The sequence below is a fragment of the Streptomyces sp. NPDC000878 genome (assembly GCF_053599695.1).
In genome coordinates this window covers 313,286-338,629 of record NZ_JBSFMT010000001.1, presented here as the reverse complement: position 1 = coordinate 338,629, position 25,344 = coordinate 313,286, and the positions used below count along the sequence as shown (strand labels likewise).

General features: G+C 69.2%; 17 protein-coding genes and 2 pseudogenes. 12 read left to right on the top strand and 7 right to left on the bottom strand.

The window, feature by feature from the left end; translation table 11 throughout:
- Positions 1-81: 81 nt before the first annotated feature.
- The 7 genes and pseudogenes from ACWDR4_RS01370 (at position 82) to ACWDR4_RS01340 (ending at position 6,188) form a co-directional block, all read left to right on the top strand.
- Positions 82-453 (top strand): ArsC/Spx/MgsR family protein, encoded by a 372-nt coding sequence (locus tag ACWDR4_RS01370; protein ID WP_450402358.1) that lies wholly within the window; start codon positions 82-84, stop codon positions 451-453.
- Positions 454-565: 112 nt separating this feature from the next.
- Positions 566-1,234 carry a hypothetical protein gene (locus tag ACWDR4_RS01365; RefSeq protein ID WP_450402356.1) on the top strand — a complete coding sequence of 223 codons (669 nt, stop codon included), beginning with the start codon at positions 566-568 and terminating at the stop codon, positions 1,232-1,234.
- A gap of 421 nt (positions 1,235-1,655) precedes the next feature.
- The gene (glnII, locus tag ACWDR4_RS01360; RefSeq protein ID WP_450402354.1) at positions 1,656-2,684 is read left to right on the top strand and encodes a glutamine synthetase; all 1,029 of its coding nucleotides are present in this window, start codon (positions 1,656-1,658) and stop codon (positions 2,682-2,684) included.
- 298 nt (positions 2,685-2,982) lie between these two features.
- Positions 2,983-3,591, top strand: coding sequence for a winged helix-turn-helix domain-containing protein (locus ACWDR4_RS01355; protein ID WP_450402351.1), 609 nt, complete (start codon positions 2,983-2,985; stop codon positions 3,589-3,591).
- Positions 3,592-3,664: 73 nt separating this feature from the next.
- Positions 3,665-3,790, top strand: coding sequence for a hypothetical protein (locus ACWDR4_RS01350; protein ID WP_450402348.1), 126 nt, complete (start codon positions 3,665-3,667; stop codon positions 3,788-3,790).
- 305 nt (positions 3,791-4,095) lie between these two features.
- Positions 4,096-4,362 (top strand): annotated as a pseudogene (locus ACWDR4_RS01345) (LuxR C-terminal-related transcriptional regulator); the annotation flags it as partial.
- Positions 4,363-4,604: 242 nt separating this feature from the next.
- Positions 4,605-6,188, top strand: a complete 1,584-nt coding sequence (locus ACWDR4_RS01340; RefSeq protein ID WP_450402346.1) for a DUF1996 domain-containing protein — start codon at positions 4,605-4,607, stop codon at positions 6,186-6,188.
- 120 nt (positions 6,189-6,308) lie between these two features.
- On the opposite strand, the gene ACWDR4_RS01335 is transcribed toward ACWDR4_RS01340, so the two are convergent.
- The gene (locus tag ACWDR4_RS01335; protein WP_450402344.1) at positions 6,309-6,764 is read right to left on the bottom strand and encodes a hypothetical protein; all 456 of its coding nucleotides are present in this window, start codon (positions 6,762-6,764) and stop codon (positions 6,309-6,311) included.
- Positions 6,765-7,138: 374 nt separating this feature from the next.
- On the opposite strand from ACWDR4_RS01335, the gene ACWDR4_RS01330 reads away from it, so the two are divergent.
- From ACWDR4_RS01330 to ACWDR4_RS01315, 4 genes are all read left to right on the top strand, one after another.
- Complete coding sequence (locus tag ACWDR4_RS01330) at positions 7,139-9,073, top strand: hypothetical protein (RefSeq protein WP_450402341.1); 1,935 nt, start codon at positions 7,139-7,141, stop codon at positions 9,071-9,073.
- 130 nt (positions 9,074-9,203) lie between these two features.
- Positions 9,204-10,067 carry a metal-dependent hydrolase gene (locus tag ACWDR4_RS01325; protein WP_450402338.1) on the top strand — a complete coding sequence of 288 codons (864 nt, stop codon included), beginning with the start codon at positions 9,204-9,206 and terminating at the stop codon, positions 10,065-10,067.
- Positions 10,067-11,146, top strand: a complete 1,080-nt coding sequence (locus ACWDR4_RS01320) for a PDR/VanB family oxidoreductase (protein WP_450402336.1) — start codon at positions 10,067-10,069, stop codon at positions 11,144-11,146. Before ACWDR4_RS01325 ends, ACWDR4_RS01320 begins: the two co-directional genes overlap by 1 nt.
- Positions 11,147-11,202: 56 nt before the next feature.
- The gene (locus tag ACWDR4_RS01315; RefSeq protein WP_450402334.1) at positions 11,203-11,928 is read left to right on the top strand and encodes a TetR/AcrR family transcriptional regulator; all 726 of its coding nucleotides are present in this window, start codon (positions 11,203-11,205) and stop codon (positions 11,926-11,928) included.
- A 21-nt stretch (positions 11,929-11,949) separates the two neighbouring features.
- Here ACWDR4_RS01315 and ACWDR4_RS01310 read toward each other — a convergent pair whose 3' ends face one another.
- The 6 genes and pseudogenes from ACWDR4_RS01310 to ACWDR4_RS01285 form a co-directional block, all read right to left on the bottom strand.
- Entirely contained in the window at positions 11,950-12,306 is a 357-nt protein-coding gene (locus ACWDR4_RS01310; RefSeq protein ID WP_450402332.1) for a 5-carboxymethyl-2-hydroxymuconate Delta-isomerase, read from the bottom strand.
- Positions 12,307-12,522: 216 nt separating this feature from the next.
- A complete protein-coding gene (locus ACWDR4_RS01305; protein ID WP_450402329.1) occupies positions 12,523-14,154 on the bottom strand; it encodes a SpoIIE family protein phosphatase in 1,632 nt (543 codons plus the stop codon).
- A 71-nt stretch (positions 14,155-14,225) separates the two neighbouring features.
- On the bottom strand, positions 14,226-19,661 hold the full coding sequence (pulA, locus tag ACWDR4_RS01300; RefSeq protein ID WP_450402327.1) for a pullulanase-type alpha-1,6-glucosidase: 5,436 nt from the start codon (positions 19,659-19,661) through the stop codon (positions 14,226-14,228).
- A gap of 106 nt (positions 19,662-19,767) precedes the next feature.
- Positions 19,768-20,763: pseudogene (locus tag ACWDR4_RS01295) on the bottom strand (non-reducing end alpha-L-arabinofuranosidase family hydrolase); the annotation flags it as partial.
- 71 nt (positions 20,764-20,834) lie between these two features.
- A complete protein-coding gene (locus tag ACWDR4_RS01290; protein WP_450402325.1) occupies positions 20,835-22,232 on the bottom strand; it encodes a glycoside hydrolase family 30 protein in 1,398 nt (465 codons plus the stop codon).
- A gap of 131 nt (positions 22,233-22,363) precedes the next feature.
- Positions 22,364-23,746: an alpha-amylase gene (locus ACWDR4_RS01285; RefSeq protein ID WP_450402323.1), complete on the bottom strand. Its 1,383-nt coding sequence runs from the start codon at positions 23,744-23,746 to the stop codon at positions 22,364-22,366.
- 249 nt (positions 23,747-23,995) lie between these two features.
- Here ACWDR4_RS01285 and ACWDR4_RS01280 point away from each other — a divergent pair, with 249 nt between their 5' ends.
- A complete protein-coding gene (locus ACWDR4_RS01280; protein WP_450402321.1) occupies positions 23,996-25,333 on the top strand; it encodes a ferredoxin reductase family protein in 1,338 nt (445 codons plus the stop codon).
- Positions 25,334-25,344: the final 11 nt, after the last annotated feature.

The window sequence follows — 25,344 nt, the reverse complement described above, 5'->3', positions numbered from 1 at the left end:
CCCTCGAACACTGCTTCTATTCTACTGCTCGGCACTGACAAAAGGCCCTGGCCACAAGGCCTCTCGCGTACCTTGAGCCCCATGGAAATCTGGATCAACCCGGCCTGTTCCAAGTGCCGTGGAGCACAGTCGCTGCTCGACGCCGAGGGTGCCGAATACACCGTCCGGCGGTATCTGGAGGAGCCTCCCGGCGAGGGCGAGATTCTCGACGTACTCGAACGGCTCGGGCTCGAACCCTGGGACATCACCCGGACCCAGGAAACCGTCGCCAAGGAGTTGGGGGTGCGGGAGTGGGGGCGGGCAGAGGAGGACCGGGAGCGGTGGGTTGGCTTGCTCGTCGCCTATCCCCGGCTCATTCAGCGGCCCATCATCACCGCCGATGACGGCACTGCCGTCGTTGCTCGTACCGACGACGCCGTGCGGGATGCCCTGACCCGGCGTCCGGCCTCATGACCGTACGGCCGTGTGACGTACGTTACTTGGGCGGCTTCCGTAACCGCTGAGTAACGCCGTTCGGCATCTCGTACATAGCGACGTCCGCTCCCCTATCCCTCAGGAGGCGCGCATGTCGCGTAGGAGAACCGTCGGTACGAAGAAGAAGCTCGCGCTGTTGGTCAGCGCCGTGGCGGTGGCGGGCGGTGGTGCCTTTGCCATGGCGGCCACCTCCAACGCGGCGCAGACCGCCGCCGATTCGACCGTCTGCCAGGGGCTCGCCACCGCCCTCGGCAACAACCAGAGCTTCATCGCGGGGCAGAAGGCCAGTCCGGACGCCCAGTCGGCCGCCCGGATCGCCAACCGTGAAGCGGTCATCGCGCAGATCAAGGTGCAGCAGGAAGCGTCCGGGTGTGTGGTTGGGGAGTCGGCTCAGGACTCCCAGGTCACTCCGCCCGTCGCGCAGCCTGTCACTCAGTCTCCGTCGTCGCCGGCTCGGACCGCCTCGCCCTCGGCGCCTGCCGCACCCGCCGCCCCTGCCGCGCCTGCCAACGGGCAGCAGGTCTGCAACGGGTCCACCGTCACCCTCTCCGGTGAGGACGGTGCGCCCGCCGCGTCCAGCAACCAGTTCCCCGCCGGGACCACGTTGCGCGTCACCAACCTGGACAACAACAAGTCCACGACGGTGAAGGTCACCTCGGTCTCGGGCAGTTGCGCCCTCCTCAACAACGCGGCCTTCGAGCAGGTGCGCGAGCCCGGCAAGTTCCTGATCCGCCGGGCGCTGATCGAGAAGGTGGGGTGAGGGTGGGGTGAAGGTGGCGTGAGAGTCCAGCGCTGACACCTGCTCGGACACGGGCCTGTCCGACGGACGGGCCCCAGGGTCCTGTCGCTCTCGGCCAGGGGCGGCAGGGCCCTTCCGTGTGCGGCGCTTCGTCCCGTTCCGTGAACCCCTCACTGCCCCCTCGCCCCCCTCTCAACCCCTTCGCATACGAGTACCTGGCGCCGCTTCCGCCTTCGGCTTCCCTGGCGCCCCTCCGCCCCTCCCCGTCGCTCTCCGCACGTGAAACTCACCACAAGAACACCAGGTAACACGGGGTTCACATTCGAGCAATGATCGGGAAATCGCCTGTTGACAGGCTCGCGGGCAACAGGAAGCGGCGCCCCAGTGCCGCAGCGCCGCAGCACCCGCAAGTGCGCCTAGACCCACCCCGAAGGATGGTCCCGTGACCTTCAAGGCTGAGTACATTTGGATCGACGGCACCGAGCCGACGGCCAAGCTCCGCTCCAAGACCAAGATTCTGGCCGACGACGCCAAGGGCGCCGAGCTGCCGATCTGGGGCTTCGACGGGTCTTCCACGAACCAGGCCGAGGGGCACTCCTCGGACCGCGTGCTCAAGCCTGTCGCCTCCTTCCCGGACCCGATCCGTGGCGGTGACGACATCCTCGTCATGTGCGAGGTCCTCGAGATCGACATGACGCCGCACTCGTCCAACACGCGTGCCGCGCTGACCGAGGTCGCCACGAAGTACGCCGCTCAGGAGCCGATCTTCGGCATCGAGCAGGAGTACACCTTCTTCGACGGCTCCCGTCCGCTGGGCTTCCCCGAGGGCGGCTTCCCGGCCCCCCAGGGCGGCTACTACTGCGGTGTCGGCGCCGACGAGATCTTCGGTCGCGAGATCGTCGAGGCCCACCTGGAGAACTGCCTCAAGGCCGGTCTCGCCATCTCCGGCATCAACGCCGAGGTCATGCCCGGTCAGTGGGAGTTCCAGGTCGGCCCGGTCTCCCCGCTGGAGGTCTCCGACCAGCTGTGGATCGCCCGCTGGCTGCTCTACCGCACCGCCGAGGACTTCGGTATCTCCGCGACGCTGGACCCGAAGCCGGTGAAGGGCGACTGGAACGGCGCCGGTGCGCACACCAACTTCTCCACCAAGGCGATGCGCGAGGGCTACGACGCGATCATCACCGCGTGCGAGTCCCTCGGTGAGGGCTCGAAGCCGCTCGACCACGTCAAGTACTACGGCGCCGGCATCGACGACCGCCTGACCGGTCTGCATGAGACCGCCCCGTGGAACGAGTACTCGTACGGCGTCTCCAACCGTGGCGCCTCGGTCCGTATCCCGTGGCAGGTCGAGCAGGACGGCAAGGGTTACATCGAGGACCGCCGCCCCAACGCCAACGTCGACCCGTACCTCGTGACGCGACTGATCGTCGACACCTGCTGCGAGGCCCTGGAGAAGGCCGGCCAGGTCTGATCCGCGGAAAGACCAGATCGTGAGAAGGGGTGTCCACCGTACGGTGGACACCCCTTCTCTGCTTCCCCTCTTCTCTGCTTCAATAGGGACCATGGCCAGCTTCCAGAAGTACCTCGCGACAGGTCGCCACGACCTCGAGCCCTTCTGGCCTTCCCGTCAGCACCATGACTTCGACCGGGTGTGTTGTCGCGCGATGAACGCGCCGGCCCTCTAACGCCGTACCTCCCGGCCTTCGGCCAGCGCGCAGTCGACGTACGTCAGTCCAGACGACCTTCTCGCGCGAAAGAGCTGACCTCACATGGCGACCACCACTCGCTCCCTCTCCACCGTCTCTCCTCTCTCCCCGGCCCCCGCGTCCCCCAACGGCTCCGCACGGCACCGACTGCGTGCCGTCGACCGGGACGAGGTGGTCGACGTCACGGACTTCCTGCCGCCGGGCGCCACCTGGCTCCCGGCTCCCCCGCACACCCTGCCCACGCTGCCGGGCCAGCCGCCGATGATCGGCTACCTGGTGCTCGTGCCGGCCGACCAGCAGCCGCCCGTACTGCCGTTCGCGCTCCCGGACCCGGAGCCGGCCCTCGTCGAGCCGGAGCAGCCGACGGCCGACGGCGGGCGTCCCCTCGTACGCGTCGACAACGTGCAGCGCACCGCCGAGGTCGACGGGCAGCCGCTGGATCTCACGTACCTGGAGTTCGAGCTGCTCGCCCACCTGGTCGCGCACCCGGGCCGGGTCCACACCCGCGACCAGCTGGTGACCACGGTGTGGGGCTACGGACACGTGGGCGACGGCCGTACCGTCGACGTCCACATCGCCCGGCTGCGCCGCAAGCTCGGTACGGAGCACCGGCAGGCGATCCAGACGGTTCGGCGGGTCGGGTACAAGTACACGCCCCCGACCGCGCGTTGACCTGTCACCCGTGCCCAGGGGCGTGCCTGGCACCACCCCCCGGTACGGGTGTTCGCGCCAGTGACCGGGCCGGGTGCGCTCCGCGATCAGCGGGTCGGCGCTGCTCCTCGTGCTCCGCCTCGACTCCCTCGCCCTCGTGCCCGTCCTGAGGATCGGGCTCCTCACCACACCTCTGGTCGTCACGTGGGTGCGGGCGTGAGCCGACTGGCGGCGGCCTGCTTCGCGGTGAGCGAGGTGCTGACCAACGCCGTGAAGCACTCCGGCGCCGGGCAGATGTGGGTCGATCTGCGGTACGGGAAGGGGGCGTTGCGGATCGTCGTCACCGACAACGGGTGTGGTGGGGCCCGTGTCGGGGCGGGTCGGGCTCGCGGGGGTCGAGCGGCGGCTCGGTACGTTCGACAGCGTCCTGGCCGTCAGGAGCCCCGTCAGCAGCCCCGTGGGCGGGCCCGTGGAGATTCCTTGCGAGTCGTCCTGGCCGAATACCTGTTCCTGCTGCGCGCGTACATGGACCCGCAGGCGATCCAGCAGTTGCCGCCGGGGCGCGCCGGGGACGGTCGGCCGCTGGGGCGGCTGGCGCCCCGGGAAAGGGAGGTGCTGGAACTCATGGCTCAGGGACGTTCGAACGCGGTGATCGCGGGGCATCTTGTGGTCACGGAGCGGGCGGTCGCGAAACACATGTCCAACATTTTCGCCGAACTCGGACTTGCGGTGTCGGACGACGACAATCGCCGTGTCCTGGCGGTACTCGCCTATCTGGACCAGGGGCGTTGAAAGCGCACGAAAGTCGACGATGTCCGTCCCCGTTCGACGATATCCGCCCCCTGGTCGGGCACTTGCCGTAAGAGATCCGCAACTCCCGGTATTGCGGGTGAAGTTGGGGTCGAATTGTCCCGAGAATCTCTCACCAATTTCTGAGGCGGCTGAACACTCCTGGGACGCCCCGCGTATCTGATGGCGCCGCTTCACTCCTGTCGGGCGCCTCGATAGCCCCGCAAGGAAGTCAGAGGAGTTCCATGGGACGCAACACACGTAAACGACGCTCACCATTGGCCGTTCGCGCCGTGGCCGCATCCGCGGCCCTCGCGATCGGCGGTGGTGGACTGGTCTGGGCGAATTTCTACGCCTCGGCGCACGAGAAGACCGGTGCCCAGAACCAGACGAAGGCCGCCGCCGCGCAGGTCGCGACGATCGACTGCCCGGATGTCGGCCAGAAGCTCACCAAGGTGCCACGCAAGGCCCGCAAGGCCGTTGCCCTGGAGCTGTCGAAGCTGGACCAGCAGGTCACGGACGCCTACAAGCGTCTTGCTGACACGCGTCAGGCTCAGGCGGGGGACGCCAGCTACGTCGACAACGCCATTCTCAGCCCGCTGAAGTCCAAGCGCGCGGCCACCATCGACCGGATCAACATCAACATCCGGAACTCGGGCGGTCAGGCCGGTCAGGCCGACCAGCTCGCCGGGTGCACGGGTGTGCCGGCCGAGCAGCCGGAGGTCGTCGACGGCAACGGGAACGGCAACCAGAACAACGGCGGGAACCAGAACAACAACGGCGGCAACCAGAACAACGACGGTCAGGACCAGAACAACGATGGTCAGGACCAGGGCAATGACGGCCAGGACCAGGGCGACGACGGTCAGGACGCGGGCAACGGTGGTCAGGCCGGCAACGGCCCGGTAGCCGCCGACTTCCAGGACATCACCCAGGTCCAGCCGAACGGCGGCCCGCAGGGCGTCAACGGCAACGGGCTCCCGGCGAACGGTGACTCGGGTTCGACGGGCACGTTCACCACGGCCTGTGGCACCAACGAGAACGAGAACCGCAACTCGGACAACGTGATCGTCGCCCCGGGTGTCAGCAACGGTGCCCAGCACCAGCACGACTACGTCGGCAACCAGGCCAACAACGCTTTCGCGAGCGACGAGGACCTGGCCAACGGCAACACGACCTGCCAGAACCAGGGTGACAAGTCGTCGTACTTCTGGCCGGTGCTGCGTGTGCAGGACGGTCAGAACGACATCGACGCCAACGCCCCCGGTGGCGGTCAGGACGGCAACGTCGGCACGATCATCCAGGCCAGCCAGGCCGAGCTGAAGTTCGTCGGCAACAAGACGAGCGATGTCGTCGCCATGCCGACGGCCCTGCGCATCATCACCGGTGACGCCAAGGCCTTCGTGAACGGCCTGAACAACGCCAACACGAACTGGAGCTGCACCGGCTTCGAGGACCGCCAGCTGACGGACAAGTTCCCGATCTGCCCCGAGGGCAGCTCCGTGGTGCGGACGTCCTTCTTCCAGAGCTGCTGGGACGGGCAGAACATCGACAGCGCCAACCACCGGACGCACGTCGACTTCGTCGAGCAGGACGGCAGCTGCTCCAACGGCTTCCAGGCCATCCCGCAGCTCCAGGTTCGTCTGGTCTACGACGTAGCGGCGCCGCAGATCAACAACGGGCAGGTCGTCAACCCCTTCGCGGTGGACTCCTTCCCGGACCAGCTGCACAAGCCGATCACCGACCACAACGACTTCATCAACTTCTTCGACCAGAACACGATGAACCAGATGGTCCAGTGCATCAACAGCGGTCAGAACTGCCAGTGACCTGCTGAGCAGGGCGGCACAAGGCACATAAGGAAGCCGGCGGTGGGATTTCCCACCGCCGGCTTTCGCTTGCTTCCCAGGGCCCGCCCGGACTTCCTGAGCCGGCCCGATGCCTCGCGGTCAGCTGCTGTGACCGGTGCTGTTGTGGCTGCCACCGGGATTCATGTGCGCGGATCCCTCCTCCAGGGCCCCGCCGAGCGAGTCCTGAAGCGCCGCGACCGTCTTCTCCGGGCCGACGGCGACCCACTTGCGGCCGACGAGGTAGTAGCCGCCGTAGTCCTTCGCCCCGCTGAGCCATTCGGCCTGACCGCGGTCGGTGGCGAACGTCGCGAGGACGAACTTGCCGTCGGCGTTCTTGCAGATGGCCTGGCGGATCGTGTCCGCGTCCGTCTGCATGTTCGGCTTGCAGCCCGCCTCGCTCGCCAGGTGTTCCAGGCTGCCGGTCGCGGCCACCGGCACCGCGTCGCCGGCATCGTGCCCGGACGCGTGCTCGTCTCCGCCCCCGCAGCCCGTGAGCGCCAGGCCCAGCACCGCCACGGCTCCGACCGCCGCACTTTTCGGTCGCGTCAACCTCATCTGTCGTTCCTCCGGTCGTTCCGACGCCGAGCCCGATCGGCCCATGCCGCAGAGGGCCCAGGCAAGGGGCCTCTTCTTCGATACGGCTCCCACGCGCCCAACGCTCAATCGGTTCACCTCCGCCGCACGCCCGGCCCCCCTTCAGGCGCGCTAGGACCTGTCGTTTGGATCACGCCGGCTTCAGGCTGCGGTGCCTTTGTCTGCCGGTGAGCGGGGTGTGGTGCGTGCAGCTGCAAGGCGGAGGAGGGCGTCAACGCGGAGCGTTGGCAACCGACGACAACGCGGCAGATGTGCGCACCACACCCCGCGGCCCAGGCGTGATCCAAACGACAGGCCCTAGGTGACCATCCACCGATTCGCTCGTTCTGCTGAACGTGCAGTCACAGGATGTCGCCTCGAACCCCCACCCCACCACCGGCACCAACGCCAAGGGCCGCCCCGTCGTCGACGTGGAGCAGGCCGAGGCCGCGCTCGTCGAGCACTACCCACGGCTCGTCCGGCTGGCCTATCTGGTGCTGCCGCCGAGCCTGGGCCGCAACCGGCGCGTCCTGACCGCGCACGCCCTCGTCCAGCGCGCGCTGCCCAGGGGCCGCAGCTCCTCGGCCGCGATCCCGGCCCAGTCCAAGGGCCGCGCGGGCGACGCCGGTTACGCGCTGGTCCGCCTCCAGGTGCTGCGTACGGCGCTCGCGGCGGGGCAGCCGTGGCGGGGCCGCTCGCTGCCGAAGCGGTCGCAACTGCCGCCGCTGCTCCCCCAGGTGTGGGGCCTGCGCCTCTTCCCGCGTTCGGGCGGCGCGGACGAACTCGCCCTGGACCAGCGGCTGTCGGCCCTGTCCGGGCCCGCCCGGGCCGCGTACGTCCTGCGCGGTCTGGAGAACCTCCCGGACGGCGACGTCCGCACCGCCCTGGAGGCCGCCGGGGTCGACCGGCCGACCGAGGCGCTCCGCGAGGCGGACAAGGTCCCGGCGCAGTACGCGCTGCTCGACTCCGCCGAGTTCGACCCCTGTTCGCTCCACGCCCGCCCCACCGACCTGATGCGGCGCAGGCAGCACCTCAAGGCGGCGCTCGTCGCGGCGGCGGCCGTCGCGGTGTGCGGCACGCTGCTCGGCCTGCCCGGCGGCGGCTGGGCCCCGGACGGCGCCGCCGCCCCCGCGTACGCGCAGAACCCGGCCGCCGAAGCCGCCCTGGACCCCGCCCAGTTGACCCTCGTACCGGCCGCCGCCTGGAAGTCCTCCGCCCGCACCGACTTCTCCGTCTGGCCCGCGCGCGGCGACCTCGTCGGCGACAGCGCGCTGCTGCGCCGCGCCCTCGCCGTCTGGGCCCGCCCCGGCGAGACGGTCCAGGTCTCGGCGACCCCGGGCACCCCCTCCGGCGGCCCGGCAGGACCGCCCCAGCTCCTGTACGCGGGCACGGTCGACGCGGCTCGTGTGGTGATCCTGTACGACGGTCTGCGCATCGCCCGGTACGCCGAACCGAAGGACGGCACGGCCGGGGCCGCGCTCGACTTCGCCCGTGTCGACGGCGCGACCGGCGCCGAGGCCGACGCGGTGGTCCTCGACCGGGCCGACGGCAACGTCCGCTATCTGACGGCTCCTTGGGTGCTCACGGCGGAGATGCGGGACCTGCGCAGGCCGGCGGCGACGCCGATCGACCTGGGGCTGACCGACGGGGTGACCGGGCCGCTGGCCAGCCCGATCGCGCAGAAGGGCGCCTGCCAGTCCTGGAACACGCTCCAGGTGACGGACGCCGGGGGTGCCCGTCTGCTGAGCGACCTCGCGGAACTCGTCCCGGCCCACCTGACCACGGGCCGCCCGGGCGCGCCCCGCGAGGCGTCGGCCCCGGCAGCGCTGGCCACGTGGTCGCCCTTCGCGTGCTCCCTCGCCGCGATGCACTCCCAGGGGGTGCGCAGTGTGAACGCCTGGCAGTACGCGGAGCAGCCGCTGCCGGACGGGAGCGGGGCGGCGGACTGGGTGTGCACTCGTGCGGAGACCTGGCGGGGTGGCGGGGCGCGGGTGTTGGCGCAGTTCCATACGCCTGGTGGGCAGTACGGGGCGGTGGCGGCGAAGTCGGAGAGCAGCTCCGCTTGTGGGCCGCGGGATCCGAGTGTGCTGGCGGGGGTGTTGTGGAAGTCGGGGGCGGGTGAGTGGTTCATGTTGGCGGCCGGCGCTGAGAACACGGCGTCCATCAGCGCGACGGGTGGGGTTCGCTCTTCGGTCCGGGGTGCCTTGCTGGCGGCCAAGACCCAGCAGGGGGCGCAGGCTGGGTTGAAGGGGACTTTGAAGGATGGGCGGGGTATTGGGGGGTTGCGTTGACGGGTGCGGGCCCGGTGGGGGCTGGTCGCGCAGTTCCCCGCGCCCCTTTGGGGCGCTCCTGCTGACGTTGGTGTCAGCAAGTCTGCGCACGGGGGTTTCCCCGCCCCCTACCCGTCAGTACATTGACGCCATGTCCAATATCAAGGCGCGCAAGGTGTCCTTCTCCTGGGAGGGGACCCCGTTGCACTGGGTGCCGGGGGATCCTTTCACCTCGCACACCGTCAATGTGCTGCATCTGCTGTTGCCCGCCGGGGAGCGGTGGTTCGTGCATGTGTACAAGCAGGTGCTGCCCTATATACGGGACGAGCAGTTGCGGGCGGATGTCGTCGGGTTCATCGGGCAGGAGGCCATGCACTCCCAGGCCCACGACGAAGTCCTTCCGCATCTGCGGGAGTTGGGGCTCGACCCGACGCCCTACACCGCCCAGGTCGACTGGCTCTTCGAGAAGCTGCTCGGCGACGGGAGCCCGTTGCCCGGTCGCCGGGGCCGTGAGTGGTGGCTGATGGAGCGGGTCGCCGTCATCGCGGCCATCGAGCACTACACGGCGTTCCTCGGCGACTGGATACTCAACGCGTCGGAGCTGGACCGGCGCGGCGCCGATCCGACGATGCTGGATCTGCTGCGCTGGCACGGCGCCGAGGAGGTCGAGCACCGGTCGGTCGCCTTCGACCTGTTCACACATGTCGACGGGGGCTATCGGCGGCGGGTGCGGACCTGGCTGACCGGGCTGCTGGCGATGTTCTTCCTGTGGCAGCGCGGGGTGCGGTTCTTCATGGCGAACGACCCGTCGCCCAACCTCCGCAAGCCGACCTTCCGGGGCTTCTACGTGCGCGGGAAGCGGGGTCTGCTGCCGTCGACCTGGGCCATGGCGAGATCGGTGCCGCGCTATCTACGCCGTGACTACCACCCCTCCCAGGAGGGGTCCACCGCGCAGGCCGTGGCCTATCTGGCCTCCTCCCCCGCCGCCGTCGCCGCCGACAAGGGCGCCGCCTGATGTCCCGGCCGCTGACCCTCGCCCTCACCGCCGGGGCCGCGCTGCTCGCCCGGCGGGCCGTGCGGCGCCGGATCGAGGGTTCGCCGCTGTGGCCGCTGCCCGCGCTGGCGGAGCCGGTCTCCGGCCGGCCGCGCTCCCGGGCCCTGCGGCTGACGGTCGCCGCACATGACACGGTTGCCGAGGGGGTCGTACAACTGCGGCTGGAAGGGCGGGAGTTGCCGGGCTGGGAGCCGGGGGCGCATCTCGATCTGGTGCTGCCGTCGGGGCTCGTGCGGCAGTACTCGCTGTGCGGGAACCCGGCGGACACCTCGGCGTACACGATCGCCACGCGGCTGGTGCCGGACGGGCGCGGGGGCTCGCGCGAGGTGCACGAGGAGCTGCGGGCGGGCATGACCGTCGAGGTGCGCGGCCCGCGCAACCGCTTCCCGCTCGCCCCGGCTCCGGCGTACGTCTTCGTGGCCGGCGGGATCGGCATCACCGCGATCCTGCCGATGCTCCGGGCGGTGGCAGACCAACCCCGCCTGGAATGGCGGCTGTTGTACGGGGGGCGGAGTCGGGCCTCGATGCCGTACCTCGCCGAGATCGAGAAGCTGGGCTCGGGCGCCGGCTCCGGGCGGGTCACCGTCGTCGCCGAGGACGAGGACGGGCTGCCCGATCTCGACGCGCTGTTCGCGGGTGTCGCGGCGGAGCTGCCCGAGGGCACCGCCGTTCACTGCTGCGGCCCGGAGGGGTTGACGGCGGCGGTCGAGGCGCGGATTCCCGAGGGGGCCGTGCTGCGCCTGGAGCGCTTCAGCCCGCGTACGTCGGCTGCGGGCAACCAGTCCTTCGAGGTCGAACTCCGGCGCAGCGGGCGGAGGTTGACGGTGGCCGCCGACTCGACCGTGCTGGCCGCCGTACGCGAGAAGCTGCCGGACACCGCCTACTCGTGCGAGCAGGGGTTCTGCGGGACGTGCCAACAGCGTGTGCTGGCAGGGGAAGTGGACCATCGCGACGAGCTGCTGACGGATGCCGAGCGGGCGGACTCGATGCTGATCTGCGTGTCGCGCGCACGACGTGGTCCACTTGTGCTGGATTTGTGAACACCCTGGGTCGGACCGGTCCGTTGAGGGCCGTAATCGATCGGTAAGGTGTTCGCATGACAACCGGGGTTCGCCGCAGAATGGGAGTCGAGGAACGCCGGCAGCAGTTGATCGGCGTCGCCCTCGAACTGTTCAGCCGCCGCTCGCCCGACGAGGTCTCCATCGATGAGATCGCGTCGGCCGCGGGCATCTCGCGCCCATTGGTCTACCACTACTTCCCCGGCAAACTCAGCCTGTACGAGGCCGCGTTGAAGCGGGCGTCGGACGATCTGGCGGGCCGGTTCATGGAGCCGCAGGAGGGTCCGCTCGGCGCCCGGCTGCTGCGCGTGATGCGCCGGTTCTTCGACTTCGTCGACGAACACGGGCCCGGATTCGCGGCGTTGATGCGCGGCGGCCCGGCGGTGTCGGCGGACGGGGTGCGCTCGGCGGCCGACAACGCCTCGTCGACGAACGCGCTCATCGACGCCGTACGGCAGGCGGCGTACGTCCAGATCCTGTCGCATCTGGAGCTGGACGCCGAACACGCGCCCGCCCGGCTGGAGTTGGTCATCCGGACGTGGATATCGCTCGTCGAGTCGACCGCGCTGATCTGGCTGGACGGACGGCGCGTGCCGCGTGCCGAGCTGGAGGCGCAGCTCGTGCACGACTTCGCCGCGCTGGCCGCCGTAAGTGCCGCCTATGACGAGGAGATGGCCGCGCTGCTGCGCCGGATGCTCAAACAGGAGCCCACCGACGGCCCGTTCACCGATCTGGTCGGACGGCTCATCTCGCTCGCGTCATAGTCGGGAAGCGGCTCACCAGGCTCAGCTGTCGAACTTCCGGTAGGAGTCGTCGAGTTCGCGGACCTCGACCGAGGCATGCAGGGCGAGGCCCTCGACAGGCTTCACGTGAGTGCGCACCAACTCCAGTACGGCTTCTGTCAGTTGGTTCTTCGTCTCGGTCGTGCGCCCGGTCAGCATGCCGATCCAGACGTGCACGATGGCGTGGCCGTCGGTGTCCGCGCCGACCGTGGCGTCCTCGGTGCGGCGGAACTGTGTCTTGCACGCCTCGGGCGTCGCCTTCGCCGTCGCGACGACCTCCTCGTGCAGCGCGAGCGCGAACGCACGCCGGTCGAAGGCCTCGGTCAGCGGACCCGAGTAGTCGACGGTGATCTGCGGCATGGGTCAAACCCCTGTTCTAGGACTGGTTACGACGACACGGCCGTCTCACCCTAACCGGCGGGCCCCATCAGCCGAACTTGAGCGGCCTCGGGGAGCCAGGGGCGGAACTCGCGCCCCTCAGGGGCGCGGGGCTGTATCCATATGCGGCATCCGCCGCGTGGGCGCGACCAGCCCCCACCAGCCCGCGGCCGACGAACCACAGGTCCCTCAGAACGTTTACTCGGCGAGCCGCAATGCCAGCATCGCGATGTCGTCCTCGCGTTCGTGGCCGAAGCAGACCAGCAGGGTGTCGCAGAGGGCGTCCAGGCCGGGCAGTGCGCCGGTGGCGGCGGCGCGGAGGTGTTCCAGGGAGTCCGCGAGGTCGGTGCCCCGGGTCTCGATCAGGCCGTCGGTGACCATGAGGAGCCGGTCGGTGGGTTCGAGGAAGAGTTCGGTGGGCGGCGGATGGGGCAGGCCCACGCCGAGCAGCGGGCCCTCGGCCTTGGCGTAGTCCGCGCTGCCGATGTCGCGGATGATCAGCGGCGGGATGTGGCCCGCGTTGGCGATGAGGGTGCGCCCGGTGCCGGGGTCGACGTGGACCAGGCAGACGGTGGCCGTGACCTCGGGGTGGTAGCGCTGGAGCATCCGGTCGAGGCGCTCGGCGAGCACGGCCGGGTCGCTCTCCTCGACGCTGTAGGCGCGCAGCGCGTGCCGGATCTCGACCATGACGGTGGCCGCGTCCAGCGAGTGCCCGACGACGTCACCGACCGCGGTGAGCACACCGTCGTCGGTGCGCAGGGCGGCGTAGAAGTCGCCGCCGATCTCGGCGTCCTGGGACGCGGGCACGTACCGGACGACGACGTCGATGCCGGGCAGTTCGGGCAGCCGGTCGGGGCGGGGCAGGAAGCTGTGCTGGAGGGTGAGGGCGACATGCCGTTCGACCTGGTACATGAGAAGCGGTTCGGCGGCGAGCACGGTGGCCTGGGCGAGCCGGGCGACCAGGGACTCCTTCTCGGGGCTCACCCGGCGCACGCTGCGGGTGGGGGTGGCCAGGCACACCGCCGCTCTGCCGTCGTGAGTCGGGATCAGCACCAGGCGGGCGTCGTGCTGGACGCCGGGCCGGAAGAACCCGGCGGGCCACAGCGGCTCGGGCACCGTGGTGATCTGCACCCCGCTCTGTCCACGGGAGAGGCGCCTGAGCAGACCCGCCACGACCCGGTGGGCGCCCTCGTCCGGCATGGCGAGCGAGGTGCGGTCGCGGGAGGTCGCACGGTACAGCTCGTCGTCCGGGCCGAGGAAGAACACGGCGGCGGGCTGGCCGGTGAGCCGCGCGGTGCCCTCGGCGGCGGCGTCGGCGAGTTCCTGGAGGGAGCGTGCCGCCTGGATGGTGAAGATCGTCTCCGACAGCCGGGTCAGCCGCCGGGCCACTGCCTGGTCGTCGGCCCGCAGCCGCGCCGCGCGCACCGCGGCCCGCAGCACCGCGTCGATCTCCTCGGGCTCGGCGGGCACCGACAGATACGCCTCCCCGCCCGCGTCGAGCCCGTCGCAGCGGTCCCCCGGGGTGACGGCGCCCGCCGAGAAGTGCACGACGGGCAGACCGGCCATGTGCGGCCTGGCCTTGAGGCGGCGGCACAGCTCGACCCCGCTCATGTCGGGCAGGTGCACGTCGATGAGGGCCACGTCGGGCAGGATGCCCTTGCGCAGCCGTACGTCGAGTTCGGCGAGCGCCTCGTTGCCGCTGGCCACGGCCACGACCTGGTGACCGGCGCGGCGCAGCAGCGCGCCCATCGCGTAGCGGCCCGCCGCCGTGTCGTCCACGACGAGCACGGTGGTGTCCGCTGTGTCTGTCCACTTGCCGTTGCCGTCCATCTGGCCGCCCTTGGACACACCGGTGGGGCAGACCGGGGTTGAGCGTCTGCCCCACCAAGATAATGCCCTTGTCAGGACGTGCGCGAGAAGACCGCGACGGTCCTGCCCGGAACGGCGAACGTGCCCGATTCCCGCTCGTACGTGGCCGACTTGACCACAGTGTCAACTCCCGCCCGCAGTACGGGATGCAGCTCGTACGAGGTCCCGGCGAGCGAGCCGACCCGCTGCTCACCGCGCTCGGGCGTCGCGTTGAACACGACGACCAGATCGCCGAGTTCCATGGTGATCACGCCAGGTGTCTCGTCCTTGCCGGACAGCGGGAAGGAGAGCTTCGCCTGCACCTGTCCGGCCGTGTCCAGGGAGAAGTCGCTCTCTGTCGTACGAATTCTCAGCAGATCCCGGTACGCGGCCGAGGCGCCGTCGATCTGGGCGCAGCCGACCCCGACGGTCGCCAACAGGGGCTTGGCGTAAGGCCACTTGGAGGCGTTGTCGGCCGCCATGGGCAGCCCGCGCCCGAAGCCGTTGCCGTTGCCGGCGCTGTCCGTGCAGTTCCAGTGGATGGCGTTGAACCAGTCGCCGCTGTCGTAGGAGTTGCGGTCGAGGGACTTGGAGCGCAGCAGGTCGGTGCCCGCCTGAGAGAGGGCCGGGCCCTGCGAGAGGGTGGCCGTGGCCATCGCGAGGACCTGCATACGGGCCCGGTCGGCCGCGCTCGTCGTCGCGGGCAGCTTGAAGGCGAGCGCGTCGAACAGGGACTCGTTGTCGTGCGCGTCGGCATAGGCGAGGGCGTCGCCGGGTGCGTCCGCGTATCCGGCGGGCTGGCCGTTGTAGTCGACCTGGGCGCCGGTGACGTCCTCGCCGTCGGTGCCGGTGAAGCGGTAGGCGGCGAGATTGCCGGAGAGGCCCACCTTGATCAGGTCCTGGTAGTGCAGGAGGCGGGCCTTCTGCTCGGCCGAAGTGCCGTTGCCAGTCGATGAGTTGGGGTCGGTGTAGAGCCCGGACGCGAAGCCCTGGACGCCGGGGTCCTCGTCGAAGGGGCCACCGCCGCGGACGGCGTCCCGGGCCCGGTCGGAGAAGGTCGCGATGCCCGTCCCGGCCATGTTCTTCTGGGTGGCCTGGACGAAGCGGGCGTCGTCGGCGACCTCGCCGAAGTTCCAGCCCTCCCCGTACAGGATGATCTTCTTGCCGTCAACGCCGTCCTTCTTGAGGGTGAGCGCGTCGAGGGCCTTCCTGACGGCCAGGATGTTGGCCTTGGGGTGGTGGCCCATCAGGTCGAAGCGGAAGCCGTCGACCTTGTACTCCTTGGCCCAGGTGACGATCGAGTCGACGACGAGCTTGCCCATCATGGTGTTCTCGGGCGCGGTGTTGGCACAGCAGGTGGAGTTGGCGACCGTGCCGTCGGCGAGGAGCCGCTGGTAGTAGCCGGGGACCACCTTGTCGAGGACGCTCGTCTTCGCCTGACCGCTCGCCGGGGTGTGGTTGTAGACGACGTCCATCACGATCCGCAGCCCGTCGCTGTTGAGCGACTTCACCATCTGCCGGAACTCGACCGTGCGCCGCGTCCCGTCCGGGTCACTCGCGTACGAGCCTTCCGGGACGGTGTAGTGGTACGGGTCGTAGCCCCAGTTGTACGCGTCCTTCGCGGCGATCTTCGCGACGCACGCCTGCTGCTGGTCGGAGTCGGCGGCGTAGGAGGCGAGGTCGCAGTCGACGGTCGCCTGGTCCGCCTTCCTCTCGGGGATGGTGGCGATGTCGAAGGCGGGCAGGAGATGGACGTACGAGGTGCCGGCCTTCGCCAGCGCGCGGAGGTGCTTCGAGCCGTCGCTGTCCTTGTCGGTGAAGGCGAGGTAGGTGCCCTTGTCCTTCGCGGGCACGGTGTCGTCGGCGACCGAGAAGTCCCGGACGTGCAGTTCCTGGATCTGGGCGTCGGTGAGCGGTACGGCCTTGGGCTTGCTGTACGTCGTCCAGCCGCTCGGGGCAAGGGACTTGTCGTCCAGGTCGACGACGAGGCTGCGCTCGGAGTCGGCGGTCAGGGCGACGGAGTACGGGTCGGTGACCTCGTTGGTGACGACCTGGGCGACACTCGGGGCCCACACCTTCACGACGTACCGATAGGGCTTGTTCTTCCAGGACTTGCTGCCCGTGACGGACCAGACGCCGGTGGTGTGGTCGCGCTTCATGGCGATCGTGGAGCCGTCGAGGTCGAGCTTGACCGACTGCGCGGTGGGCGCCCAGACGGAGAGTGTCGGGCGGCCCTTGCTGAAGGTGGGGCCGAGGTCGGCGTTCGACGCGGTGGCGTAGAGATCGTCCAGTACGCCGGCGATCTGGACGCCCGTCGCCGCCAACGCGGCCCCGTTCGCGGCCCGTTGGGAGGCGACGAGCTGGCCGCGCAGGGCCTCGCAGACCCGGTCGCGGTCGCGTGGGTCGACGGTCCAGGCGGTGTACGCCTTCAGGTGCGGGAACTTGGCCTTCTGGGCGTCGGTGAGAGATGACTTGGTGAGACGGAGCCAGCGTTCGTCGGTGCTGGTCAGCGTGCCGTTGTTCACTGCGATCGAGCCGGTGCGGGAGTAGAGCAACTGGGTGGAGACGGCTGCGTCGTTGCCGTTCCAGGCGACGGTGTTCCGGTCGATCCAGACCGCCTTGGAGGTGGTCAGGTCGAGGGCGGCGGCGGAACCGGCCGGCTGTGGGAGGAGGTACTTCTCCTGGCCGTTCAGGAGCCACACCTCGTGGCCGTTGGCCTTGAGGTCGAGGGCCTGGTCGGTGGAGAGGTCCTTCTCGTCGCCCTTGTGGATGATGTAACTGAGGCTGGTGGCACCGGCGTTGAGCGGTACCTCGTAGACCGCGCCGTACGCGTCGGTACGGACCGGCTCCAGGGGCTTCGACCAGTCCGTGGGGTTGGCGGCGCCGGACCAGACGTGCAGGCCCCAGCCGTCGTAGTCGCCGTCGGCGCGGTGGTAGTGGAGGACGGCCTTGGTCGTGTCCTGGTCGGGGTAGTCGGCGGTGGGCTTCTCCGTGAGTACGGCTTCCTTGCCCTGCTCGGCCCAGATCTCGCCGGTCTTCGTGACGTCGATCGAGCGGTCGGCGGAGACGTCCTTGTTGCCGTCCTTGTCGATGACGAGGTAACTGACGCTGGAGGCACCGGGCTTGAGCTTGACGTAGGCGAAGGCGCCGTACGCGTCCCGCCCGACGAAGTCGTGGCCGGCCGGCCAGGTGGTGCCCTCGCCGTCGGCGATGTCGCCCCAGGCGTACAGGCGCCAGTCGGTGTAGTCGCCGTCCGCGCGCTTGTAGTGGACGATCGCGTAGTCGCGCGAGGAGGCCGTGGGGACCTCGGGGGCGGGCGGGGTGCCCGTGGTGGAGGTCGCCGTGGTGCTTGCCGTACGTCCTGCGCTGTCGACCACAACTGCCTTGTACCGCAGGGCTGTTCCGGGGGCAATGTCCTTGCCGATGGTCTGGGTGACCCGGTAGGGCGCGTGGTCGGCGGAGCCGAGGGTCTGCCACTTGCCGTTGCCGACCTGGGCGGCGAAGACGACGCGGTTGAGCTGGCCGCTGCCGCCGTCGACGTCGGCGGTGAGGTCCACCGTGCCGGTGGCGCCGGTGGCCGGGGCGGTGAGGGTGAGGGTCGGCCTGGTGGTGGGGGCGGCGAGTTTGGCGGTGGCCTTGAGGACGACGGAGGCGCCGGGCGGGACGGTGACGGTGAGCTTGCGGTCGGTGCCGCTGGTCACCTTGGCGTCGGTGCCGTAGATGCCCTTGAAGGCCATGCTCGGCGAGCCGGTCGCGAAGGTGGCGGTCTTCGCCTCGGCCGCGTTGTTGAAGGCGACGACGTACTCGGTGCCGGACTTGGCGTCGGTGCGGGAGACGGCGTAGACACCGGCGCCGTCGGCCGCGTAGCGCTCGGTCTGGACGCCGTCGGCGAGGGCGGGGTTGGCCTTGCGGAGGGCTGCGAGAGCACTGATCTGCTTGTAGAGCGGTGCACTCGTGTCGTAGGCGTCGCTCGCGTGGGTGCGGTCGGTGCCGAGTTCGTCGTCGTCGAGGTAGTCGGCGACCTTGGAGGCGAACATGGTCTGGCGGGCGTCCTTGTCACCGCCCGCGCCGGTGAAGCCCTGCTCGTCGCCGTAGTAGACGACCGGGTTGCCCCGGCTGAGGAACATCAGCTCGTTGGCGAGCCTGTCCTTGGCGAGGAGCTCGGCGTCGGTGGCGGTCGGGTCGTCCTGCTTGAGGAAGGTGCCGATCCGGCCCATGTCGTGGTTGCCGAGAAAGGTGACCTGCTCGTACGCGTTGGCCTTGTCGGTCGTGTACTTGTAGTCGTCGCCGAAGACAGAGGCCAGCTTCTGGGCGCTGCCGCCCTGGGAGGCGTACGAGCGGGCCGCGTCCTGGAAGGGGAAGTCGAGCGTCGAGTCCAGGCGGCCCTGGGTGACGTACGGGGAGGTCACGGTGGTGTCGGCGGAGTAGACCTCGCCGAACATGAAGAAGTCGTCGCGGCCCTTCTTCGCCGCGTACGCGTCGAGCGCGGTGGCCCACTGGGTCCAGAACTCCATGTTGACGTGCTTCACGGTGTCGATCCGGAAGCCGTCGATGTCGAAGTCCCTGACCCACTTCTCGTAGATCTTCTCCATGCCGGAGACGACCTCGGGGCGCTCGGTCCACAGGTCGTCGAGCCCGACGAAGTCGCCGTAGGTGGCGGACTCGCCGGCCCACGTGGAGTCGCCCCGGTTGTGGTACATCGTCGGGTCGTTGAGCCAGGACGGGACCTTGGTGTTCTTCTTCGCGGCGGGGACGACGGGGGTGCGGGGGAAGGAGTCCCGGTCGGCCTTCGGGAAGGTCCTGGTGCCGTCCGCGTAGTCGGCGTCGTCGAAGGGCTCGCCGTCCTTCGTCAGATACGGGAAGGCGCCCTTGGAGAGGTAGTCGTAGGACTTCTCCTCGTAGTCGACGACGTCGGCGGTGTGGTTGGTGATGACGTCGAAGAAGACCTTCATGCCCTTGGCGTGCGCCTTGGAGATGAGGGTTTCGAGGTCCTGGTTGGTGCCGAAGTGCGGGTCGACCTGGGTGAAGTCGGTGATCCAGTAACCGTGGTAGCCGGCGGAGGCATTCGCCCCGGTGCCCTGTACGGGCTCGTTCTTGAAGATCGGCGCCAGCCAGATGGCGGTGGTGCCGAGGCCCTTGATGTAGTCGAGCCTGTTGGTGAGGCCCTTGAGGTCGCCGCCCTGGTAGAAGCCCTTGTCGGTGGGGTCGTAGCCGGTGGCGAGGCGTGAACCGGTGAGTCCGCCCTGGTCGTTGGCCTTGTCGCCGTTGGCGAATCGGTCCGGGAGGACGAAGTAGAACTGCTCGCGGGTGGCGTCGTGGCGGGCGGGCTCGGCGGCGAGCTTCGCGTCGGACGGGGGCGCGGGCGGGGTGTCCGCCCCGGCGGCCAGGGGCTGGAGGAGCGCTGCGGTCAACGCGGTGACGGTGACCGCAGCGACCCGGCCGGCATGGGCGGTTCGGCGCCTCGACGGCGCCGTCCATCTCGGTATCACGGACGTGGACTCCTTGCGATTGCGGCTCTCGTGGGTCCGACCCCGCGTGACCGTATCGCCGCCGTAAGGCTTACAGCAAGAGTCCTGAAAACCCTGGAAAGAACTTTCAGCAGCTGGAGTTGGTCTGGGTCAGCAGGCCCAGCCGCCAGGGCAGCGTGCTGTAGGGCCCCGTGGCCGCGGGATCCATGCCCTGGTACAGGTACTGCAGGCGGCACTGGTTGACGGTGAGGGTCTGGTCGACACCGGCCCGGATCATCTCGCCGTGACTGATGTCGTTGGTCCAGGGAGTGCCGCTGAAGGTGACGTTGGTGGACCGGGCGAAGGGGTTGGCCTCGGTGTCGGCGAGCGCGGTCCAGGTGCCGGTGATGCTGCTCGACGTCCAGGACCGGAAGAACCGCTTGCCGTTGCTGCCGATCGCCTCGACGACCAGCAGGTAGGTGTTGGAGCCGGCGAGCTTGTAGACGTTGCTCGCCTCCCAGAGGCGGTACTTGTTGGTCTCGGACATCACCATGACCGTGTTGGTGAAGCCGTTCGGGAAGTTGGCCAGGGTGGTCTGCGAGCGGTAGAGATGGCCGTTGTCGTCGGAGGAGAACAGATAGCAGTCGGCCGTGTCGCAGATGGTCCAGAAGTCGACCCAGTAGCCGCCGCCGATGTTGTCCTTGATGATCTGCGGCATGCCGTCGGCGTAGAACTTCTTCGGCGCGCTCCACGTAGAGGGGTCGGCGATGTCCGCAGTGGTCGAGTAGGCCGCGTTGTCCCCGGTCTGGTAGACGAGGTACCACAGCTTCTGCGGCGCGAAGTAGAACACTTGCGGCGCCGTCTTGTACCCGGTGCCGATCGCCGTCCGGTCCAGGTAGTGGTGCTGCGCCGCGCCTGCCTGCGACCAGTCGGTGAAGTTCAGGTACACCATGCTGTACGCACCGGTGCTGGTCGTGGTGGTGACGAAGACGTGCCACTTGCCCTCGAAGTACACCACCGACGGGTCCTTGACCGCGCTGAGGGTGTGGGTGGCGTCCGACTTCGGGCCGATCAGCGGCCCGCTCGACGACCAGGTGAAGCTGCTCGGCAGGGCGGTCGCCGCCGCGGACGACGGTGCCGCCGCCGCTCCGACCAGCAGGGCGAGTCCTCCGAGCAAGACGCCCAGACGTCTTCTCACGCGCATCGCGACTCCTGTCATTTGATGGTGTAGGTGACGAGCGACCGGGCCGGGACCGTCGCGGCCAGCGAGCCCCCGCCGACGGTGACGGCCGGCTGCTGGGCCATGCTGTTCGAGCCGTTGGTCAGGTACGGGGTCGCCGTCCCGGTGGTGATCCCGGTGTTCTGGAGGCTGTACGAGACCTGCTGGGCGCCGCTGGACGCGTTGAGCACGACGACGGTCAGCGTGCCGTCGGTGTTGCGGAACGCCGACAGCCTGAGGTTGGTGTCGGGCGTGGTGGCGGCGACACGGGTGGCGCCGGGGCGGATGAATCGGCTGTAGTTGGCGATCGCCCACAGGCGCTTGGAGACGCGGTAACTGTCGCCTTCCATCTGGATCAGACCGCGGGTGGCGCCGGTCGAAGCGCCGTACCAGTACACGTAGCCACTGGTGTTGCCCAGCGTGAGGGCGTCGTGGACCGCGGAGGCGACGGTGAACCCGTCGTAGCCGCTGCCGTCGTCCCAGTTCTCGTTCCACGTGGTGCCGTCGGGCGACCACTCCGACATCCAGCTGCGCTTCTGGGTCGGCAGGGGGCCGGTGACCGCGCTGGCGTACGTGTGTCCGGTGTGCGTGGTGACGAGGGCACGTGCGGTCGCGTCGGCCTCGATCGCGCTGCTGTAGTTCTTCTGCTGGTTCCAGCCGAGGGAGTCGCAGCAGGCGACCTTGTATCCGGCCGCGTTCGCGATCGGGCCGAAGACCTTCGTGAACTCGACCGCCTGGGCGGGGGTGAGTCGCATGGAGTCGTACGTGGCGGTCCAGTCGGGCTCGTTGGTGAACCCGAGGTCGGTGACGCCGACGCCCTCCTGGGCGTAGAACCTGGCGTACTGGACAAGGAAGTTGGCGTACGGCGTACGCCAGTCGCCGCTCGCGCAGGTGGCGCCGCTCAGGCCGCAGAGCGTGCCGCCGTTCGCGTTCGTGCCGTTGGTCTTCATGTAGCCGGGGGCGGTCCAGGCGTCGGCGTAGAAGCGGCTCACGCCGTAGGCCCTGGCCTGCTTGGCCAGCCACACCTGGCCCTTGTCGACACCGTCCCACACGTACCTGGGGGTGGCGTTCGGGCCGCCGGGGCTGGTCGGCTGGATACCCGAGTCGATGCCCAGGCGCAGGATGCTCAGCCCGGCACCCGTGCTGCGGTTCAGCAGCAGGTCGAGGATCTCCTTCTGGCGCTGCGCGGACAGGCCCTGAGAGCCGTTCATGACGGCGGCCCGGCCGAAGTGCTCCGAGAACCCGAAGCCGTCGATCGGCTGATACGTGGTGGAGCCGTTGATCGTCGCCGAGGTGGCGGCCCAGGCGCCCGACGTGCCCGCCGCGGTGAAACCGGCGGCCGTCATCAGCACCGCCAAGGACATCACCGTGCACTTTCTCAGTGTGCGTATCATGATCCGCCCAATCGTGGGAGCGCTCCCATGTCGGTACGGAACGTAGGGCGGGGTTCCGTTACCGTCAATCCCTCTCGTACCGCGCACGGCCGGACGCACCATGCGCGGTCACGCGAGGGAGGTCCCGGGCGTCAGCAGCTGGACTTGCCCGCATAGATCGCGAGGGCCGTGTTGGAGCCGAGCGTCGCGGTGAACTGACCCGAACTGTTCACGGTCACCGAGGTGTTGTTCTGCACGTTGCAGTACGTGCCCGCGGCCAGCGAGGTCTGGTAGGTGCGACTCAGGCTGCTCGACTCGTGGTTGATGGCCACGTAGCCCTTGCCGCCCCGCCCGAAGGCGATGGCGTCGCCCCCGTTGTCCCACCAGTTGGTGACGGACTCACCGCGCACGGCGTTGCGGAAGGCGACCATGCGCAGGATCTCCGGCCAGGCGTGCTGGCACTTCCAGCCGTCCTGCCAACAGGCGGTCACGGAGCCGCTGTTGGGCGGGCCGGCGTCCGTGTCGGAGAACTCGTAGCCGGAGTTGATGTCCGGGGCGCCGTACGGATAGGCGAGCATGAAGACGTTGGCGAGGGTGTAGTTCGCCCCGTCCTTGTAGTTGAGGGTGCTGCCGTTGCGCTCGGTGTCGTGGTTGTCGACGAAGACACCGGAGACCGAGCTGCTCATGTAGCCCCAGCCCTCACCGTAGTTCTTCAGGTAGGCGAGGTTCTCGTTGTTGAAGACGCGCTTGAGGTCGTAGGCGTACCGGAACTCCTGGACGTCCCCGTTACTCGTGTATTCAGTCGGCTGGACGGCCTCTCCGCTGCCGTAGATGACCTCCTGCTTCCAGTACACGGAGGTGTTGGACAGCCGCGACTTGATGTTCGCGAGGTCGGCGGCCGGGATGTGCTTGGCCGCGTCGATGCGGAAGCCGTCGACGCCGTAGCCGAGCAGGGAGTTCATGTACCCGGCGATGGCCGAGCGGACGTACTCCTCGCCGGTGTCCAGGTCGGCGAGCCCGACCAGTTCGCAGTTCTGGACGTTGGTGCGGTTGGTGTAGTCGCTGATGGTGGCCGTGCAGTCGTCGAAGTCGAAGGACGAGTACAGACCGGGGTAGTTGTACTTCGTGTACGACGAGCCGCCGGTGCCGGTGCCGCTACCGGCGGACATGTGGTTGACGACGGTGTCGACGACGACCTTCACACCGGCCGCGTGACACGTGTTCACCATGCCCTGGAAGGCGGTGGCGTCACCGAGCCGCCCGGCGATCTTGTAGCTGACGGGCTGGTACGACGTCCACCACTGCGAGCCCTGTATGTGCTCGGCGGGTGGCGAGACCTGGACGTAGCCGTAGCCGGCGGGGCCGAGGGTGTTGGTGCACTCCTTGGCGACCGAGGCGAAGTTCCACTCGAAGAGGACGGCGGTGACGTCCTTGGTGCCGGGCGGGGAGGCGTAGGCGGCGCCCGTCGGGACGGCGAGCGCGATGGACGCGCCGGCCGCGAGGGCGAGCGCGCCGGAGAGGGTTCTGCTGGCCATGTAGGGGTCCTTCTCCGTTGAAGGTCCGAGCAAGAACTGTTGCCGATTCTTGCTGCAAGATGACTGAAAACTTTCAGCCGCCCAGAAGGTACGAGTCCGCTTGCGGAGCGGTCAACCCTTGGGACACTTCCTCTTCACGCGCGCGAAATCTCTTCACAGAGAGGGATGTTGAGCCGGGTCCGCCGGCCGTACCCTTACCCGACCGAGGTGGGCCGCGAGTACCGCGGTCACGGGGGACGAGAGGCGACCATGGCGGCGACGAGCAACTCGGTGCGAAGAAGCACCGTGCTTCCGGTGGACGCGGCGCGCTGGGCGATGTGGACTTTTGTCATCGTCAACGTGGTGATCGTCGAGGCGCTGTTCGTGAGCGCCGGTTCGGGCAAGAACGGCGTGCTCACGGTCGCGAAGTTCTTCGGACTGCACGCGGCCCTGCTGATGCTGTTCCAACTGCTGCTGGTGGCCCGGCTGCCGTGGCTGGACCGCCGTATCGGGATGGACCGGCTCACGGTGTGGCACCGCTGGGTCGGCTTCACCCTGCTGTGGACCGTCCTCACCCACGCCACGCTGGTGGTGCTCGGCTACGCGACACTCGACGACACGTCCATGGGGAAGACGTTCGTCGCACTGAGCGGGGTGGTGGCGTCCCTGCTGGGCATGTGGGCCGCGGGCATCATCGTCGTGATCGGCGTGATCTCCACCCGGCCCCTGCGGCGGCGGCTGCGGTACGAGGTCTGGCACGGGCTGCACCTGCTGCTCTACGTGGCCCTCGGCCTGGCGTTCGTCCACCAGCTGGAGGAGACCACGACGTTCACGTCCTCCGCGTTCGCCGAGGCCTACTGGTGGATCCTGTGGCTGTTCTCCTTCGGCGCCCTGCTGACCGGCCGGATCGCCATGCCCCTCTGGTACAACGCCTACCACCGGTTCAGTGTCGCGGCGGTGGTGCCGGAGTCGGACCACGTGGTCTCCGTGTACGTCACCGGCCGGCACCTCGACAAACTCCCCGCCCGCGCGGGCCAGTTCTGCATCTGGCGGTTCCCCGGGCACAACCACTTCTGGCTGGCCAACCCCTTCTCCCTGTCGGCGGCGCCCGACGGACGGGGGCTGCGGCTCACGGCGAAGGCCGTCGGCAGCACCAGCGCCGGCCTGCGCAACGTCCCGGTCGGCAGCCGCGCCTTCGTCGAGGGGCCGTACGGGGCGTTCACCTCGCTGCACCGGACCCGGCCCGGCGCCCTGCTGATCGCCGGCGGCGTGGGGATCACGCCCGTGCGGGCGATGCTGGAGGAACAGACGGCCGGTGACGTCGTCGTGCTGTACCGGGTGCGCAGCGAGGCCGACGCCGTACTGCTGGACGAGGTGCGCCAGTTGGTCGCGCTCCGGGGCGGCCGGCTGCACCTGCTCACCGGCCGGACCACCGAGGGCGCCCCGCCGTTCGGCCCGGACAGCCTGCACCGGCTGGTCCCCGACGTCACCGAACGCGACGTGTACGTCTGTGGGCCGCCCGCCATGACCGCGGCAGCGCTCGCCGGCCTGCGGCAACTGCGAGTCCCTTCACGACAGGTGCACGCCGAGAAGTTCGGCCTGGCCTGACCGGGAACGAG

Bases quoted from the DNA above. Each gene is read 5' to 3' on its own strand.
- ACWDR4_RS01335 (WP_450402344.1), bottom strand. From the start codon at position 6,764: ATGAGGTTGACGCGACCGAAAAGTGCGGCGGTCGGAGCCGTGGCGGTG.
- ACWDR4_RS01285 (WP_450402323.1), bottom strand. From the start codon at position 23,746: ATGGCCAGCAGAACCCTCTCCGGCGCGCTCGCCCTCGCGGCCGGCGCG.
- ACWDR4_RS01280 (WP_450402321.1), top strand. From the start codon at position 23,996: ATGGCGGCGACGAGCAACTCGGTGCGAAGAAGCACCGTGCTTCCGGTG.
- ACWDR4_RS01315 (WP_450402334.1), top strand. From the start codon at position 11,203: ATGACAACCGGGGTTCGCCGCAGAATGGGAGTCGAGGAACGCCGGCAG.
- ACWDR4_RS01320 (WP_450402336.1), top strand. From the start codon at position 10,067: ATGTCCCGGCCGCTGACCCTCGCCCTCACCGCCGGGGCCGCGCTGCTC.
- ACWDR4_RS01305 (WP_450402329.1), bottom strand. From the start codon at position 14,154: ATGGACGGCAACGGCAAGTGGACAGACACAGCGGACACCACCGTGCTC.
- ACWDR4_RS01370 (WP_450402358.1), top strand. From the start codon at position 82: ATGGAAATCTGGATCAACCCGGCCTGTTCCAAGTGCCGTGGAGCACAG.
- ACWDR4_RS01340 (WP_450402346.1), top strand. From the start codon at position 4,605: ATGGGACGCAACACACGTAAACGACGCTCACCATTGGCCGTTCGCGCC.
- ACWDR4_RS01310 (WP_450402332.1), bottom strand. From the start codon at position 12,306: ATGCCGCAGATCACCGTCGACTACTCGGGTCCGCTGACCGAGGCCTTC.
- ACWDR4_RS01325 (WP_450402338.1), top strand. From the start codon at position 9,204: ATGTCCAATATCAAGGCGCGCAAGGTGTCCTTCTCCTGGGAGGGGACC.
- ACWDR4_RS01290 (WP_450402325.1), bottom strand. From the start codon at position 22,232: ATGATACGCACACTGAGAAAGTGCACGGTGATGTCCTTGGCGGTGCTG.
- ACWDR4_RS01365 (WP_450402356.1), top strand. From the start codon at position 566: ATGTCGCGTAGGAGAACCGTCGGTACGAAGAAGAAGCTCGCGCTGTTG.
- ACWDR4_RS01355 (WP_450402351.1), top strand. From the start codon at position 2,983: ATGGCGACCACCACTCGCTCCCTCTCCACCGTCTCTCCTCTCTCCCCG.